This is a genomic window from Leptospira fluminis (genome assembly GCF_004771275.1).
In the GTDB taxonomy this organism is placed as follows: domain Bacteria; phylum Spirochaetota; class Leptospiria; order Leptospirales; family Leptospiraceae; genus Leptospira_B; species Leptospira_B fluminis.
In genome coordinates, this window is the sequence record NZ_RQEV01000011.1 from 1 (window position 1) to 17,524 (window position 17,524).

Annotated in this window: 9 protein-coding genes; 1 reads left to right on the forward strand and 8 read right to left on the reverse strand. The window is 47.5% G+C overall.

The genetic code is table 11. The features are described from left to right. Positions 1-46: 46 nt before the first annotated feature. The 8 genes from EHO61_RS10130 to EHO61_RS10170 all read right to left on the reverse strand — a co-directional run bounded on the left by EHO61_RS10130 (position 47) and on the right by EHO61_RS10170 (position 16,911). Positions 47-352 carry a hypothetical protein gene (locus EHO61_RS10130; protein WP_135813495.1) on the reverse strand — a complete coding sequence of 102 codons (306 nt, stop codon included), beginning with the start codon at positions 350-352 and terminating at the stop codon, positions 47-49. Beyond that, the gene (locus EHO61_RS10135) at positions 336-1,001 is read right to left on the reverse strand and encodes a hypothetical protein (RefSeq protein ID WP_135813496.1); all 666 of its coding nucleotides are present in this window, start codon (positions 999-1,001) and stop codon (positions 336-338) included. Before EHO61_RS10135 ends, EHO61_RS10130 begins: the two co-directional genes overlap by 17 nt. Positions 1,002-1,102: 101 nt before the next feature. After that, positions 1,103-2,253, reverse strand: a protein-coding gene (locus EHO61_RS10140; protein WP_135813497.1) for an IS3 family transposase whose coding sequence is annotated in 2 segments (ribosomal slippage) — positions 1,103-1,986 and positions 1,986-2,253 — 1,152 coding nt in all. Because the reading frame shifts where the segments join, the coding sequence is not laid out codon by codon here. 56 nt (positions 2,254-2,309) lie between these two features. Continuing rightward, positions 2,310-3,449, reverse strand: coding sequence for a polymorphic toxin-type HINT domain-containing protein (locus EHO61_RS10145; protein ID WP_135813498.1), 1,140 nt, complete (start codon positions 3,447-3,449; stop codon positions 2,310-2,312). Positions 3,450-4,512: 1,063 nt separating this feature from the next. Then, positions 4,513-5,412, reverse strand: coding sequence for a hypothetical protein (locus tag EHO61_RS10155; protein ID WP_342776060.1), 900 nt, complete (start codon positions 5,410-5,412; stop codon positions 4,513-4,515). Beyond that, the gene (locus EHO61_RS10160) at positions 5,363-13,681 is read right to left on the reverse strand and encodes a TIGR04388 family protein (RefSeq protein ID WP_246032086.1); all 8,319 of its coding nucleotides are present in this window, start codon (positions 13,679-13,681) and stop codon (positions 5,363-5,365) included. Before EHO61_RS10160 ends, EHO61_RS10155 begins: the two co-directional genes overlap by 50 nt. A 99-nt stretch (positions 13,682-13,780) precedes the next feature. After that, on the reverse strand, positions 13,781-14,341 hold the full coding sequence (locus EHO61_RS10165) for an Lcl C-terminal domain-containing protein (protein ID WP_135813501.1): 561 nt from the start codon (positions 14,339-14,341) through the stop codon (positions 13,781-13,783). Next, positions 14,338-16,911, reverse strand: a complete 2,574-nt coding sequence (locus tag EHO61_RS10170) for an Lcl domain-containing protein (RefSeq protein ID WP_246032087.1) — start codon at positions 16,909-16,911, stop codon at positions 14,338-14,340. The genes EHO61_RS10165 and EHO61_RS10170 overlap by 4 nt, the downstream gene beginning before the upstream one ends. Here EHO61_RS10170 and EHO61_RS17355 point away from each other — a divergent pair. Continuing rightward, positions 16,889-17,173 carry a hypothetical protein gene (locus EHO61_RS17355; RefSeq protein ID WP_246032088.1) on the forward strand — a complete coding sequence of 95 codons (285 nt, stop codon included), beginning with the start codon at positions 16,889-16,891 and terminating at the stop codon, positions 17,171-17,173. The genes EHO61_RS10170 and EHO61_RS17355 overlap by 23 nt on opposite strands. Positions 17,174-17,524: the final 351 nt, after the last annotated feature.

Here is a 17,524-nt window from a genome sequence, read left to right on the forward strand (position 1 = left end):
TCGAAGGAATCAAAACCGAGGAAAACGACGAACCAATTTTAGAAAATTAGGAAATTTCTTTCTGAAGAAATGTCAAGCGAATACTATCACTGTACAAAAAATCCAATAGTTGGTTTATATTTCTTTCACCAATCGTCAAATAGTATCCACTTTCTTCCTCGTCAGTATACTCTCGATCATCTCTATCCAGATCATCAAATGGAACAAAAGCATCAGGATACTTTTCTAATAACTTCTCATAACCACTTTTACGATTCATATAAAAATAGGTCGAAAGACCGACCAATACGATCGCAGAGCAAATCCCCGCTATCGCCCCAAGGCGAATTTTCGATTTATTCAGATTTTCCAATGGAAAACTTATCTGTACAGAATTTCTTCAACGAAAGATCGTTTACGGCCAATATTTCAAGCTTCGCAACATAATAAAAACCTTCCGTTGGTTTGTAGTTTAAGTCAATGGTCACATCCGAATCAGAATCTAAAGTGACTTCGAAGGATTTCTTCTCTTTCACCTTGCTCGTAACTTTCGGTACCATTGCATTTATTAAATTAAATGAGCCTTCAAAAAGAGTTATCTTAGCCTTAGTAACATTCGCAGCTTTAAATTTATCTCCTTTTTCATTCTTACAAGAATTCTGAAACTTTATGATGTATTTATCATCTGACTTTGATTCTTTCATATCAAGAAAATCAAACTTATTCACCAAGAGAATATATTCGCCAAGACCTCCGCTATTTCCAATTGACCATTTAGTATTTGAAGGAGGCCCATATATGTAGTCTAAAGTTTTTGGATCCATTCCTTTGATAACTTTAGCTTTCGCATTAAAAATTAGCTTTTCATCAGACTTTGAGGCAGCATAAATACCATGCCCATTGTCGCCTGGTGTAAATAAACTGCTAAAATGGGTTTTCACCTCCTTGTCAATGTCAATGGCAAATATTGAATTCTGAAAAAGAGTCAAAATTAAGAAATTTAGCAAAAGCGTACGTTTCATTTCTTTCGAACCACCGTGTTATAATTTCCCATACCAAGTAAATACTCTCCATATTTATAACGAACCAACTTATAGCCTAGTGACGTTTTAGCGGACACATTTTAAGCCACTTGTTCTTCAAATTCCACGGGACTTACATAGCCTATGAAGGAATGTAGCCTCTGTCGATTATAATAAACTTCTATATAATCAAAAAGAGTTACTTTAGCATCCTCTAATTTGTAAAAGTAATTATACTGAATCTCTCTCTTTAGGGTACTAAAAAACGATTCAGAGACTGCATTATCCCAACAGTTGGCCTTCCGACTATTACTCCTCCTGATTTTATTTGCAATAAGGAACTTCCGAGTTTCTTCCGAACAATAATTGGATCCTCTATCCGAATGAAAGATGAGTCCCTTTGGTGGGTTCCGAAGCTCAATCCCTTTCATGAGGGCAGACTTAACTAACTGAGAATCATTGCGAAGTCCCAAGGACCAGCCCACTACTTTCCGAGAGTAGAGGTCCAAAACCACACAAAGATAAAGCCAACCAAGAGATGATGGAAGATACGTTACATCCGAAACCCAAACTTCATTCTTCGAGGATCGTTTAAATCCTCTCCCAACTAAATCCGGGGCAATACGACCGGTGTGTCTTGAATCTGTTGTGAATGGCCTAAATCTTTTCTCTTGTTTTCCTTTGATTTTGCAAAGTTTCATCACTTTACGAACAGATCGGGCTCCATAACATGGATACAATTTCTTTGACTCTCGAAACAATCTGAGAAAACCATAATTCTCGCAATGCCTCTTCCAAGTCTCATAGAGGAATTTTACAAACTCCGGATCGTACTTATCTAATTCATTCTTTCTCCTCTTCAGATATTCATAGAATCTGGATCGAGATACATTAAATAATCTGGCCATGCTTTTTACGGAAAACAAACCTCGGTACGTCTCCATAAACTCTAATCGAGATTTTGTTCCTTCGAAAGCATGGCTGAATACTTTTTTAAAATCGCATTCTCCTCTTTGAGCCGGTGAATCTCTTTTCTAAGTTTCCGCAGCTCTTCGCTTTCTTTGATCTGCTTATCTGTCGGAGGGTTTTGTTCTTCTTCTGATTTCTTCACGTAAGCCGCCTTCCATTGTCGCAATACAAAATAGCTGATCCCCAACGACTTCGCTACTTCTTTTATCGTGAAGGATCCCGTTAAGGCCCTTTTTACTGCCTGTTCTTTAAACTCCGAAGAGTATTTGCCTTGTCTGCTCATCGTTTTACCTTTACCTCTTTTTCAGCAAAAAAGGTGTCCGGGTTTACGTCACTAGGCTAGGGCTTCCCTGATTCCGTATAGCTCAGCTTTGTTTTACCTGAACCGTCTTTCACTAAATCGTATCCCCTCTCCTTTGCAAATTGATTCGTATAATCTGTATGGAATTTTATTGATTCAGAGTTGTTCTTATCAAATACAGGGAGATTTCCGGCAAAGTCTACGTTTCCTTTCCAATTGAAGTTCTGATCATAAACCTTTGTATTTTTATAATATTCCCCTTCTTTCTGAACCTGAACCGCTTCCAGTTTGCCTCCACTACCTTCACGGAAGGTTAGTGTATCAGGTTTGCCATATTGGTTCTCTTTCGAAAAGAAACCGAATTGCTTTTCTTGTATTACCTTACCGCTTTTATTCTTAACTTCGGGAGAGATTTCCTGTCTTTGCCATACTTTACCTTCGTATGTAAACGAATCTCTTTCGAAAAGTTTGTTCATCTTTTCTTTAGCGCTCAAATCATTATTCGTAAGTATTTCCCGAATCGTCTTATCATAGTTATGTACCAGCACTTTCGACTTCGTTACAAAATAGCTGTGATTCCCTTCCACCTCTATATTGTACACCTTCTCCGGTCTACGGATCTCCTCCACCTTGCGGATCCCAATCGTACCCGCATACGTCTCGGACCAAGAGGGAGTCGCAACACTTGCTTGCCCGCCAAGGGAAGCCAAAGAAGCACCTACGACAACTCTTCTGCCTCTCTCCTCCAAAATCACACTGTTTTGGATACTCGCCAACGTCACAGAACGGTCCTCCGAACTTAGATCCTTCACTTGGGTCCAACCGGAGCCTTTCACATAAAAGGGGTGGTTCCAAGTCGTCTCTACTACTGTTCCGTTGTGATATGTAATTTTATGAACGAGCGGTACGTCATGGACATACGTCTCTGTTACTCTTTGGAAGGACAATTGTCCTGTTTTCTCATTGTGTGATAGTACTAAATCACCTACGTTGATCTCCTCGATCCCTTTATAACCTTCTTTCGTGTATACCAGTGTTCCGGCTACAAAGCAAGTATCGAACTCGAACGACTTACTTCCCGTGCTCCTCGCTCCTCCCACGTCGGATACCCCAAGTGCTAAAAGTGCATCCGATTTCACTCTGTAATCCCCTGTATTCCTTTTGGCCGCGCCCCTCATGTTTTCTTCTACTAGAGCACCCTTATATCAATAGCTTCGGGTCAGGCTCTCCGCTTCGGTCAAGTTATTGCAACATTCAATCTTTGTCGCCAATTGCATACTCCCCACTCAATAACTTGACCCCGCGTCGATCCTTCGCGGGCTCGAGCCACAAGAACTTTATCCTTTCTGAATCGATCACCCTTCTACATCAGAGCGTAGTTATCAAAGTGCGATATCCCAATCCAGCATCCTTCACAACGCCGGTGTGACAGAGATCTGTAAATAAACAGTACATTCGCGATGGTCACGTTATCCTCGTTTTTACCTGCATAGTGGCATTTCAATAAACGGCAAAGATGGATCAAAAATTGATAAAAAGCATCCAAAATTCCCTCAAAAACCGGGATTCTCGTCGATTTTCCTCGACACTGTGTCCAAACGATGTTCCCTTGGACTTATACAGAAAGGAGTATTCTTACTACGATGAAAAATTGGAAAGCGGCCCCCACTCTAATCCTATTGGCCACGATCGCTATGTTGAGTCTCGGATCCTGCAAGAAAAGCAGCAGCAATAGCAATGATCTCACTACGGACTACCTGCTCTATATTTCAGGGCAGTGTGCTGTTACCCTCGGGGGTTCAACTAAATACGTTCCCCCTCAAACTCTAAAAAAGGGGCAGACTGGTACCGCGTCCTTTATTGCAGCAACCGCTTCGGTATACATTAGTGCGGTTACGATTGTGGTGTCTGTAAGTGATCAAGTTACTGTTACAATACCTGCAGGGAGCAGCACAATGACTTATACTGGATATTTAGGCGCTTGCCCAATAAATACGAATAACGGAACAATTACCACATCGACGCAATTCACAGGCGGTACTGGAGGGGGCTTAAATGGAACGGCTACCGCCACTTATACCACAGCAGTTGCTGGGACATACACGGTTTACTTCAGTGGTGCCCCAATTACAAACCCTGCGATTACAGTCGGGATTCAGTAACATAGTAACCGAATCTTCATCCTCACAATGTTCTGGGGGGATGAAGATTGAAAGGCTTGCAGTTCTTAGGAGATTACTTTTATTTCGGAACATATTGGAATTTATCCGGAGTATTGAAATTACCTATGTCACCTATGCAGGTAATATCCTTATATATGGAGCCTTCGTAAACGCTATTGACCTCAATTCCAGCAAGAATGAGTACTACGCTCTTTCCACTTTTCGTCTCATAGATATCTTCATACATTTCTTCAAAATTTTTAATGTCGATTCTTTGGTAACCAACGCGATCTGACAAGGTAACCTTTTGTCTCTGATACAATGCCGGATCGGTAAATTGTTTATCTGATACCTGAGATGCACCATATTGAGCCGTTACTAAATAATAAATTGTAATATCTTTAGGCCTATTATACTTTAAGTAATTCGCTGCCGAGTTCTGTTTGCCAGGCAAAATATAAAAATAATTAAATTTATCGTCTCCGCTCTTGATTGCAATGTATGATAAAATTATCTCGCCGACACCCTTGTTTTTATCTGTACAATAAGCCCTGTCATGTTGTTCATATAGACCATCATAAAGCGCGTTTTCACAAGTTTTCCAAAGCCACTCATTATACTTATCTATATTTTTTTCGGAAGGCTTAGACTTCAGCAAATCTGCTGCCGCCTTTCCTTTTGGACGTAAATGAGACGTCGCCAAACCCAGACCATCCGACCAGCGACCATACTTTAATTTCCCTCTCAATGACTGAAATATAAAATCTCCCTGAAGAGTATCTTCGTCCTTCATTTTCGAAAGCCTGTACAAGCTCTCATTATCTTTTGCAGTAATACAATCGGAACCAAAACGAAGTTCCTCTTGACCTTCCAACTGCAAGAAGGACATAAAAATAATGAGCAATAAAATATATTTAAAATTTTTCATATTATTGATTACCACCCGTAAACCAATGCCATATTTTAGAAGCTCCTCCACCAATGTCTCCGAACCAATTACTGTTTCGCTTTCTAAATCCTTTTGAAGGTGTTTGAGATTTATCTGGTAGACCATCTGGCTGGCCGTCATCCTTAGTAATAGAATATGCGCCTCCACTTGGAGCCAAATCGGCTATTGTAGGATCATCCGCTGGGTAGAAAACCAACCGACCATCTTGGCCGCCTTTCTCTTTTGAGTAATGCTTTGTTAAATCCCCCCAAGAATCATTGACCATATATCCGCGTTTGCCAGGCGGACCGTCCACAAATCCCACGATCTCTATCCAGTGACCCATCGCCTTTTTTCCTTGTGATTTGCGGTAGCTTGCGTCTAAATCTCCAGGAACATTTACCGTCTTTCCATTCTCAATCTGGTTCTTTACCCAATCGTACAGTTGACTTTGATTAGTTCCCTCTTTATTCTCCTTATATTCATAAATATCGTTTTCTTTAACAGTTAAGCCGAATTCCTTCAGCATTACCTTTGCATCCTTAGCTGTTAAATTTGAAGTTCTCTTTCCTTGCTCCGCTGCCTTATAACCTATCTTTCTCGCAAGCTCCCCAGTCGGAATGTCCGCAAATCGTTCATTTGTCGAATATGAAGCTACGTAACAGATACTCTCGTCCAGTAGATGGCCTCCGTCCTTACCTATTGCAGCATTCGCATCTCTCTTATAAGCCTCCCGCTGCTTCGGATCACGTAAATCATACTCTATGATCATCTTCGGTTTTCCTTTCTCCGAATAATCTCCCCGAGTCTCCCTCTGCGTCCTCGCAACGTCCCCCATCAATAGTTTACCTATAAGTGGTTCCTTTGGATTTCCAGTAGGAATTTGAATCTCGACTGATTTGCGCCCCGTAGCTGTTTCGGAAAACTTTGCTTCCCCGGTTACAGGATCTCTTACGATCGCTACTTTAGGTTTTCCGTCATCGTATTTACCACCCTTAGCTCCCCTCTCTCCTAATACGTTCGTAGCATACGTCATGGCCGACGCATCATCCGTCTTAAACCCTGCTACTGACTGTTTCAATACATCCAGGTTCGTGCTCGATGCCTCATACCATTTACCTTCATGATACTGTCTCTGCAGGATTTTCAGTTCGCCGTTCTCTTTATGGAATATCAATTCTTCAGGCTTTCCATACGGGTTCGACTTTGTACTAAAACTTACGTAGTCCTTGGAGTTACCTGAAGTTTTCTCCCACTTCGAACCGCCGTAATTAAATTCTTCTATTTTACCAAGTGCTCTAAGCTTGTCCGCAATGGTAGCTTTTGATTTCTCATAGATAGGACTACCCGATTTATCGTAACCGGCAATTCCTCCCATCAGCTTGGAATTGTCTTCCGTCAGGATCCCTTTTCCATCCAAAATATCTTGAATCTGTTGGGTATAGTTATGCACCAACACTCTCGACTTCGTTACAAAATAGCTGTGGTTCCCCTCAACCTCTATGTTGTACACCTTCTCCGGTCTACGGATCTCCTCCACCTTGCGTATACCAATGGTGCCCGCATACGTCTCAGACCAAGACGGAGCCACGGTGTTGCTCGCTTGCCCGCCAAGGGAAGCCAAAGAAGCACCAATTGCAACTCCCTGATTTCTCCCTTCTAAAATCACACTGTTCTGGATACTCGCCAACGTCACGGAACGGTCCTCCGGACTTAGATCCTTTACTTGCGTCCAACCGGAACCCTTCACATAAAATGGGTGGTTCCAGGTAGTCTCTACGACTATTCCGTTGTGATATGTGATCTTATGAACGAGCGGTACGTCATGGATATACGTCTCTGTTACCCTTTGGAAAGATAACTGTCCCGTCTTTTCGTTGTGAGACAAGACCCAGTCCCCTACTTGGATCTTCTCTATTCCTTTATAACCTTCTTTTGTGTATACGAGTGTCCCGGCTACAAAGCATGTATCGAACTCGAAGGACTTACTTCCCGTGCTTCTCGCTCCGCCCACGTCGGATACCCCAAGTGCTAAAAGTGCATCCGATTTCACTCTACTCCAAAGAGATTCTAAGGTACCTTCTGCGGAAGCTCCTTTATTAACTGAAATATCAACTCCATATTTCTCTTGGATCGACTTTGCGGACTCTCCTAATATATTCTCCCAACCCTTCTGACCAACCTTCTCGATCATGTCCGATTTGTATTTGTCATACATCGCAAGCACTTCTTCTCCATGACCCTCTGCGACCATCTTCTGGACCGTCGATTCCTGGATCACACCACGCTCGGACAATACGTGGCCGATTGCTTCTGCTGTAGGTTTGATTGACTCTTGTCTGTTCTCCCCGGCATGCTCCTGGATCAGGTTCGTACTCAATTCGTTGATGAAATTATCGTTCCCCTGGACCTTATAACGATGTGTATTCGTGTCGAAGTCCATCGTGGCAACATTCGTTCCCCGGAACTGTCCGCTGACGTCAAAGTTTCCGCTGTTTGAAAAGTTGATCGTCGCCCCGTTCGTGCCGATCTTACGATTGCCTGATTCGTAGTTATAAAAGGCCCCTACGCTCGCTTGGCCGTCTTTACTTGCGGACATTGCCAGCCCATAATGGTTCCCCCCCTTCGAATATACATCATAACCTCCGTTCAACGTGTAGTTACCGCTTCCTGCATTGTAGTCTATCCCCACAAAGCTACCTTTTGGCAAAAGACCTCCGGCATAGTTCACGTTCACGTCCACACCGCTCCCGGGCGCAAAGCTGGCACCCACCGTCACATCTCCTACGGAAAAGCCGGCTCCTCCTCCCCAGCCTCCCTTCTGTTCGTCCTCTCCCATCAAGAGATCCGCGTTTCTATGCGAGGTCCAAGTCACAAACCCGGTATACGGGATCTTACCCGCCATCGTTACCGACGAGATCATTCCGTTCAAAAACCCGGCGATGGCTCCGTTCGTTCCGCCCTGCTCTTCTCCTACGATGGTCTGGGTTGCAATATTCGCAACCACCGCCACCGCTCGCGCAATCCGCATAGCGCTCATTCCGTCTGTTGCCAAGGTCGCTACGTTTTTAATGTCGTTTGTGATGGAGGCAATCGTTTCTAGCAACGTCTCGGAGGCAGTTCCAGAACTAGCCACTGTAATCAGGATCGAGGCCGCAAGCTCCACTGCCTGGGCCGCCTCGTTCACCCTCTCCTGTCTCGCCTGCTTCTTCGCCTCTCTATGGTCCATATATCCACGGAGGAGGCTCGCAAAGTTCTCCACTTCCTGCTCCGATCCGTTCGGATCCATACTCCGCGCAATCGCATCAAAAAATAGTTCTCTCGCCTTTTGTTTGAGAAAGGACTTATTGACCATCCCGACTTCGGACTGTGCCTGCAAGGCCGCGCCCGTTACCGTATCCGACCAATCCTTCGATTGCCGATAGATACTCTTCACATCCGATTTGCTGAACAATCCGAAGGCCTTTCCCACGTCTGCAAACGTTGTTAAGGCGCCTCTATAAACCTTCGCTTCCAGTACGCCTAGGCCTCCCTTAAACAACGCTTTGTCAAGAAGGCTCGTCCCGCCGGTTAAGACGATTTTCGCTGCGTCTAATTTCCTCAGCTCCGCCTTTGCCTGTTCTCTCGTAAGATAGTCCCCTACGATCTGCTCCATCTGTTTCGTATACGCTGGATCCCAGCCCGCTTGGTTCCCGTAGATCTCGATGGAGGTTTTCGCTAGCTCGATCTTCTCCTGTTGCCAAGCCTTCTCGTCGTCCTTGTATTCCCTCAACTTCGTCGCATCCACGTCCTTCCGAAGGTTCCCTTCGATCTTCTTATAGTCTCCGTTGGAAATCAAATGGAGATCCCGGAACACTTCCAGTCCCGGTTTCAGGAGTGCGTTCTCGATCTCTGCCAGCGGCCCTTCCACATTGCTCGCAGCAAGCCTCAGTTGCCCCTCGATCCGTCCGAGAGAGAACATCGCGGAAGTCTCCCCGAACTCTCTTTGAGCCTCCTTATGCTTCATATAGGACCCTACGATCTGTTGCATCTTGGCAATCTCGTCTGCGGACCAACCGTTCTGCTTTCCGATCTGCGCCGTTGCAAACTCCGCGGCTTGGATTTGGTCGTTATGCCACTGAGTGATCGCATTCTTCTCGTCCGTTAGCTTTACGGAGTTGATGGCGCTTCTTAAGTTCTTATCAAAATCCTTCTCTTCCCGTTGCGAGATCAGGTGAGCGTTACTCAGCGTCCTCGCGGCTGCTTCCGCTGCAAATCCTATGGCTTCAGAAATTGGCCCCTCGATCGAGGCTTCCATCGCCGCCACGGAGCGTTCCAACCTTCCCAGGGACAGCGCCTGCCCCCTCATTCCCAATTCCGTCTTAGCGTCGTTTTGGCGTGCAAAATCCGTCGCCAACTGGGATGCCAATTGAATGACATCCGGAGACCAACCCTGTGACTTCCCGTATTCCGTCATGAGGAGACCGTACACCGCCGTCTTATCGTTCCTCCACTGGCTGATCGCCGCCATATCGTCCGGACGGAAAATTCCTCCCCCCAGCTTATACAGCAGATCTCCCTCCATATACATCAGAGGATCCAAGGGTCCCAGAGCCTGTAGTACGTTCCGGACGCCTGTCAATCCCTGCAAATGATGCTCCGCAGACTTGTATGCTTCGTGATCCAAATACGCCCCCGCCAAAAACGAAGCCGCCTCCGGAGACAGATGGAAGGTGTTCACAAGCGCCGTTGCATACAAACTCTGCACCATATTATGGGTCTCATGAGCGATCCATTGCTTCGTGCTCATCCCTCCCAAAAACACGCTCTCTATAAAATCGGCCACCATCCCGGCCTTTTGGGCTTGGTCACTCGCGCTCATAGACGCCTTGGTTTCGTTCGCGCTATTCAAAGCGTCGTAACCCGCCAGTTTGGAAAGGATGGCGTTGGAATAATTGCTATTGGCAAAGAAATTGTTCACCCCGTTAAAACTCGCGCTGATGACCTCGGAAATCCTTCCCGCCTCGTTATAGCTATTGCTCGTATCGAAAAGATTCCCGACCCCTCCCCCATGACCCAAAAGGAATGCCGGAGGCGGTCCCACGCTGATATGCTGGTTATACTGACCGAACCGATAATTGGCGACATTGTCCCCTTGGCCGTCCGCTGCCCCGGTATAAGTCGCTTGGTCCATCAGGATATTTCCGTTGGAATCCACATGCACGTTCGCGTACTTCAAAGTCGTATACCCGGAACAAACGGAACTCATCAGATCGTTCCCGCACTTGGAAGTGATGAACTGATCGATCGTCTCGTGTCCGCAGACCCCGCTCGTAGGATCGCAATACTGGATATAATTCCCGTCCTGATCCGTCAGATACGTCTTGCCGTCGTCTCCCCGTTTGGTGGCCAGATGTCCGTTGTCCCTCAGCAGTTGGTCCTGCCCGTTCTGCGTAAAGGTCCGTTCCTGAGCCAGGCTATTCGCCATTTGTTGCATATAGCTCATTCTGTCGTTTAACAGAGCATTGTTGGTAGAGGAAAGGAGCGTAAGATTGGAAATCCCGGACATCGCCTGGTTCAAACTCCCTGCAAAATTCGCGAGGAGATTAAAATTCAAGTTTCCGTACTGCCCCTGAGCATTCGTGGACTGCAACCCGGAACTCACATTCGCAAACAAGGAACTCGTGATGATCCCGCTACTCGGAGTCTGGGACAAATCCGTCCCGGAGGAGATGGAATTCGGATTCAAAACACCGAACAACTCCTGAGCCAAGAGATTCGCGTCTGCCTGGTTCCGACTATCCTGTAACTTCCGATTCACTGAGGCAAAATCCGCAGTCGCTTTGGACTGGAGCTGGTTCATCTGGGACAACCAATTCGTCTCACTATTCTGCAGATTCTGTAAGCCTGTGGCGTAATCCGCTTGCGCCTGAGAAAGCAAAGTCTGCTCTTTCAACTGCCAGCTCGCATACTGCGCCTGGAAGGTACTCACCTGCCCGGTCCAATTCGTAATGCTCGGCAATACGTTTTGGTCCCAATTGTAGGCAAAGCTCTGCAACTGCGTGGCCAAATTCTGCCAAGTAGTGGCATTGGCCCCGGAATTGAAGTTGGACACCTGATAGTTCAGATTGATGGCGATCCCATCCTCCTGCCACTGAACCATCCCAACCCCGCAAATCAGAGGCCAGCCGTAACAACCGCTCTCGTCTTCCCAATAGTCGTAAAAATTCGTCCCTGGAGTCTGACCTATCGTACGATTACTCGAAAACGTCTGGTTCGCCCCTGCAATCGCAGGAGCCCCTGTGAAAATATTCCCATAACACCCCAGCCAGTCATGGCAGTACGCGGGATCCACCCCCCAGTTGTTAGATCCTCCAGCCATATTCCCTTGGTATCTGGTATCCTGGAACGCAGTCAGATCTGCCGCATTAATCCCCGTAATCAAAGATCCGGGACCCAAACTCCCGAACCAACTCGCTAGACAGGCCGGATTATAATCATTCACGCGATATGAATCATTATAATAGTAAGACGAAGTGTCCGGATTGCAAGAAGCACTTCCCCCTGCAGACAAGCTAGCGGAATATGCATTTTCCAGATAATTCGCAAACTGCGCCTGGGTCTCCTGCCCCAAAACATACTTCACGATATTCCAAGCCAACCCCACGGCCCCCGAACTATTCGCATTTCCATTTAAGAAGTCTTGTCTAGTAACGGAAAATACGTTCGACACTGTGGCAAACGGATTCGCTACGGTGGGCAAGTCGCTGTATCCGTTCGGTACGGACACGCTTGCGGACCCTCCCGCCTGGTACAATGCCACCTGACCCTGCGCATTCGCGATCTCTTGCTGCAAAAAGTTGGACAGGGTAGTCGCCGCATACACCAAGGAGACTTCCATCGTCTGGATCTGGCAGGTATCCTGTCCCGAACTTCCGCTCGGACAAGACACGCAATTCGGATCACTGGCAGGGCAACTGTTCGCAAAATACTGACCCGTCAATGCGGCTGGGTTCGTGGAGTCCACGATCGCTTGATAACAGGTATCCCCCGTCGGACAAGTCGCACTGGTCAAAAACTTCTGTTGGGTGCTATCATACCAACCCTGACCGCACACCTCTCCCGTGTTCAGACAGCTCTGGGGATACGATAGCATCTGAGACGTGGTTTGGTCAAAGATGGCCAGGCCAGTCTTTCCCTGCGTAATCGCGGTTTCGATATTGTTGATCAGATTCTGGAAGGCCTTTCCGTCCGCGTTCAAAGACGTATGGATGGTCGCCAAAGTCGTACACCCGCTCGTCGCAGTGGCCGGACAGCTCGGATTCACGTAGGTTGCGTTCGTAAGATCGTACAATAATTGCACGCAAGTATCCCCGCTAGGACAACTGCTCACAAACTGGTTTGCGGTCGTATCGTAGGTATAATTCGTACAGTTTCCGGACGTACAGACTGCGGAGATCGCGGCTCCGGACGCGGTGTCCTTCAACGCCGTCGCGGTATTCCAAAACAGATCGTTCCCGTTCAGAAATTGCTGGTACCCCATGACCGTCTGGTTCACCTGATCCTTCACACTCGACTCGTAGGACTGGATCTGTTGCAAATAGGCCTGGTACTGAGCCTGCGTCTGGTTGATCTGCGCCAACAAATTCTGATAATTCGTATTCAGACTCTGCAATGCCTGCTCGTAGTTCCAAAGACCGTTTTGGAGATTCGAGTTAAACTGGCTGTACCACTGCTGCTCTAAAGCGTTCAAGGACTGCTGGTTATTGGTCAAAAGACTCGTGTCCGCGCTTTGTCCGCCGTTCAACGTAGGCTTCCCTCCGTTGAGCAATGACTGGAATTCCGCATCGAACTGATTCTTCAGATTCGTGACGGTGGCCACATTCCCGCCGTAATACGCGTCTATAAACTGGTCCCTCTGGGTCTGGATCGCGAATTCCGCGTCTCTCTGCCACTGGGTCAATAGGCTCGACGCCTGGCTTTCCAGAGAGTCGTACACATAATTCTTATAATCCTGTACGCTCTGAAAACTGTCTTGGGTATTCACCCCGCTCACGACGTTGCTGATCTGCGCCTGGACCTGAGCCTCCCACTGCGATTGCAACACACCGTAACTCTGCAATACGATCGCATCCCAACTGTTGATATTGTGAGAATTCCCGGCCACGGAGTAGGTGGCCTGCAATTGGTTCTGCCACTGCTGCCAGTTATACGTCTGAGGATTCAACTGCGGAACGTTCACAGGTTGGGAAGTAAGCTTCCCGTCCAAAACAAACAAGGAAGCTAAGACCGAATACAGAAAGACTCGGAAAAAAAACGAACGACCTGGTCTAGGATTCAAAAACGCTCGAATTCTAAAAAAAAGACCAACCAACATAATGAACCGTCCGGAAAAACGAAGAATATTTTTTCACAATTTCGCTTCGCGCCCCCTCCCCAATCACTGGGAATTGGAGGACACGCATCTCAAATAAGCCGGGTTCGACTTCGAAGAAGTATAATAACTGTACCCGTAATAAAAGTTCACGGTCCAGGCGTTATTCGTATTCTGTGCATAGGAAGTCGTGGACCAAAAAAAGTCAGGAATCCCTGTCCCGGAGGAAGCCTGCCCCGGATCAAAAAGAGTGTTCATCGCGGGGGCAAACTGGGACCGATCCACGATAGACTTCAATTCCTGGATCGTAGGCACCCTCCAGGTAATCCCGTTTTTGTTGTACTGGGTGCAATAGGAAGCCGCAGAGGACCAAGCCATACTTACCCCTCCCGGAAACGTGCTGTTCTTTTGACAACCCGCCGGAGTCGCCGTCGTGGAATACGAATATGGATAAATGCATCTCTGCCAATACAACTTGGTGGCGCTATCGTTGATCACGCTCGCGTTATTGGAATTCACCGCAAACCTTGCCGTCTGACCCAGGAGCCCCGAACTGAATCCCGAAAACAAAACGACCGCCGACACCCGCAATGCAACAGCACAAAACCCGAATCGTCCTTTTTTCATGGCGTCACCTTCGGTGTCCCCTGACCCATCGTTCCAGACACACACCGCACCGTGTAACTTGCCGTCACTGCATCGAAATAGATGTCCGGATACTGAAAGTCCACGTACCAACCGTTCGTAACCGTGGGCGCAAACAACGTGGACGACCAATACGGAGCCGCTAGGGTCCCGCTGAATGCCGAAGCGACTGCGATCGAAGGACTTGCATTATAAATCGATAAAGTTTCCAGATCCTGAACGGTCGGGAGCCTCCAGTTCGTGATCGACGCATAGCCCGAACCGGAATGTGCCAAGTTCAGCGCACTGCAGGTATTCAAGGCGGTAAAAAAGTCCGTTGAAACCCCCTCGTCCGATTGCTTCCAGATCAGATTCGTATTCGCATCCCAAACTACGGCATCCCCGCTATACGAATTGGACCAGAGCCCGCTCGGGATGCTGGCTCCCGTCTTCAAACTTTGCGCGATGGAAAGGGAACCGACAGAGGGCTCATCCCCTTCCCCCGTTACAAACAAAGGAGCGGTCATCCCGGTCGCTACGCCGAAGGTGGTAGTCAAAAAGCTCTGGGTGACTGTGCTCGCTAGGGCCAAGCCTGCGGCATCCTTCAGAGAACCGGCGCCGATCGACCACTGGACCAAAGCGTTTTCCGGAAAGAAGATCCAAGGCAGCTGGATCAAAAGCGTATCCGGTTGGTTGCTGCTCCACAAAAATTGGAATTTCGCGTTACTCGTATTCAAAGTTTTCCAAGAGGAATACTGGAAGACCTGAACCGTCAAAACGGGCGTAGAGGTCGGATCCAAAGGCTCGCTGAACACCAGGGTCAATTGCGAAGGATTCGGATTCACTCCGGTCGCGCCGCCGGAAGGAGTCGCGGAAACCAATTTAGGAGCCTGCGTATCCTTCCACACATTCAGAGTTTGCATACCGTACTCCGGCTGGTTCGCCTGATTCCCGACGCACAAAATTACGGAATTTTTGCCTACGGTGAAATTCAGATTCGCGAGAGAAGTGGAAACTGCCGTTCCCACATTGATATCCGAATTGGTCGGGGTTCCGGACACCACATTCCCGCTCGTAAAGGAACTGACCCCTGTAGGAGTTGCGCCGTTATTGCATTCACAATCCGTGGCATTGCTGTATTTCACACCGCTAGGACCGGAATACGTAGTCTTACTCGTAGTAGTCCCGTTCGTAGTCGTGGTGGTCGTAGCTGAAGTACAATTACTTCCGCCTAACAAAACCTTATACGAAGCGCCGTTACCGGAAAACTGCCAATTGATTCCGAATGCGTTTGAGGCGTTCACAACCTTATTGCTGGGACTGGTGCTGTTCACCTGGATCGTAGGACGAGAAGAGTCGATCACATACACCGCAGAGCCGACAGTGGACAGATTCCCCGCCAAATCTCTCGCGAGAAAACGAATCGTTGTATTGGACGTCAAAGAAATCCCGTTCCCGGTGCTTGGAGGATACGAGTTACCGTTGGAAATCGCTCCCGTCAGGGAATTGATGGCCGGGGCGGAACCGTCCGTCGTATAAGCCACCTGATAACCGCTGCTCACCGTAATATTATCTTGGTACGTTAACTGCACTATAATAGGGGTCGTTCCATCGTAACCGTAACCTCCGGCCCCCGGATTCGCTGTCACCGTCGGAGGCGTATCATCCCGAGTCACGGAGAAAGAATTCTGCCCCGTCAAACCGCCACTCACGCAGATAAAGATCGTGTTCGGCCCTAAGCTCAGTTGACTGGCCGACAAAAAGGAAGTGTTGTTTTGGTTCGCGGAAACGGTACCGCTCTCCAAAACGGTTCCGTCCGTACAACCTGTGGCGTTTTGTCGCACGCTATACGTACCCGTCTGACTCGATTTCCAAACATAGCTCGTGGATTGGATCGCACCCGAAAGGGAACTCAGATAAAACGAAACAGGAGGACTCACCAAGGTGATGTTCGGAACGTTATGATTCACGATGTACGTCGCCGTATTCACGTTTTCCACGTTCCCTGCCAGATCCCTACAGCGGTATTTCAGAATATAGGTCCCGTCCCCGGAACCACCGATGGTGGTGCTCGTCTTAGGAGGATTGGTGATGGTACCGTTTTGAGGGGAATAGGTCGGAGTACTGCCGTCCAATGTATAAGCGATATTGCCCGGTGCCACGTTATCCGCACAGGTGATCGTCACCGTCTGCACACCGCCGTATGTCCCAGGAGTCAGATTCACGGAACTGCTCGGCGGAATTGTATCTGTAGCCAAACGAGCGATGATCGGATTGTCCACCACACCGTCGCCGTTCGTATCAAAGCCCTGACCCGCATAAATCGTAACCGGACTCCCCGAACAATTCGGTCCCATGGAAAGAGTAATGGTACCGTCCGAATGGTAACAAAGGTAATAATCCGGAATGCCGTCCCCGTTCACATCGACTGCATACGGAGTATTCGAGTTGCCTGAATACAGAAAAATCAGATTCGGCACACCATTGCCTTGAGTGGAAATACCGATCGCATGCCCCGTGCCACTCGCATCGACCACCACGCCGTTTACCATGGGCGCGTTGGATCCGTTCAAATTCACCGACCTTCCAGGTGACAAAGTGCTAAAACCGGAACCGGAGGAAAAGATTCCACCCGATGAGTTTCCGGACAAAACTCCGGCGGTGTTGACTACCATCTGTTCCAAGATGGATAAGAGGCTGGTGTCAGGGCGATTCGGGGAACAAGAAGCGACTAAAAAGTACGAAAAACAAAGAAAAACGGAAAAAAAACGCCCAGAAAATCGATTTTTAAGAATGATTCCAAACATCAGTGATGCCGCTTTAAATATTAAATGAATAGATAAAGCTCGAGACTGAACCTCCCACCAAAAAGAAAATTTGGCAAGAGAAAAAAAGGACAAAATAACGGGAAAAAAGACATTTCTCCGAAGAAAAAGGCGAATTTCCGCGGAAGAACCGGAGATTTGCTGCCGTCAAAGGCGGGAAAAAACGATTCGCACGATCCCTTTGCGACATTGGCACAACCGAGACCTGATGGGAAGTTTTCTGACTGGAAACGACTTGCGACGAAATTACGAAGGAAACCTAAAACGAATCTTTGGAAGGGATCATGAACTCAGGCGCTAATAAACTTTTTATAGTTTCTGATCTCTTTCAATTCGCCCGAAATTCGTTCTATTTCCTCCC

Excerpts from the sequence above, each read along its gene's own strand:
- EHO61_RS10135 (WP_135813496.1), bottom strand. The coding sequence starts at position 1,001 with ATGAAACGTACGCTTTTGCTAAATTTCTTAATTTTGACTCTTTTTCAG.
- EHO61_RS10145 (WP_135813498.1), bottom strand. The coding sequence starts at position 3,449 with ATGAGGGGCGCGGCCAAAAGGAATACAGGGGATTACAGAGTGAAATCG.
- EHO61_RS10165 (WP_135813501.1), bottom strand. The coding sequence starts at position 14,341 with ATGAAAAAAGGACGATTCGGGTTTTGTGCTGTTGCATTGCGGGTGTCG.
- EHO61_RS17355 (WP_246032088.1), top strand. The coding sequence starts at position 16,889 with ATGGGCGCGTTGGATCCGTTCAAATTCACCGACCTTCCAGGTGACAAA.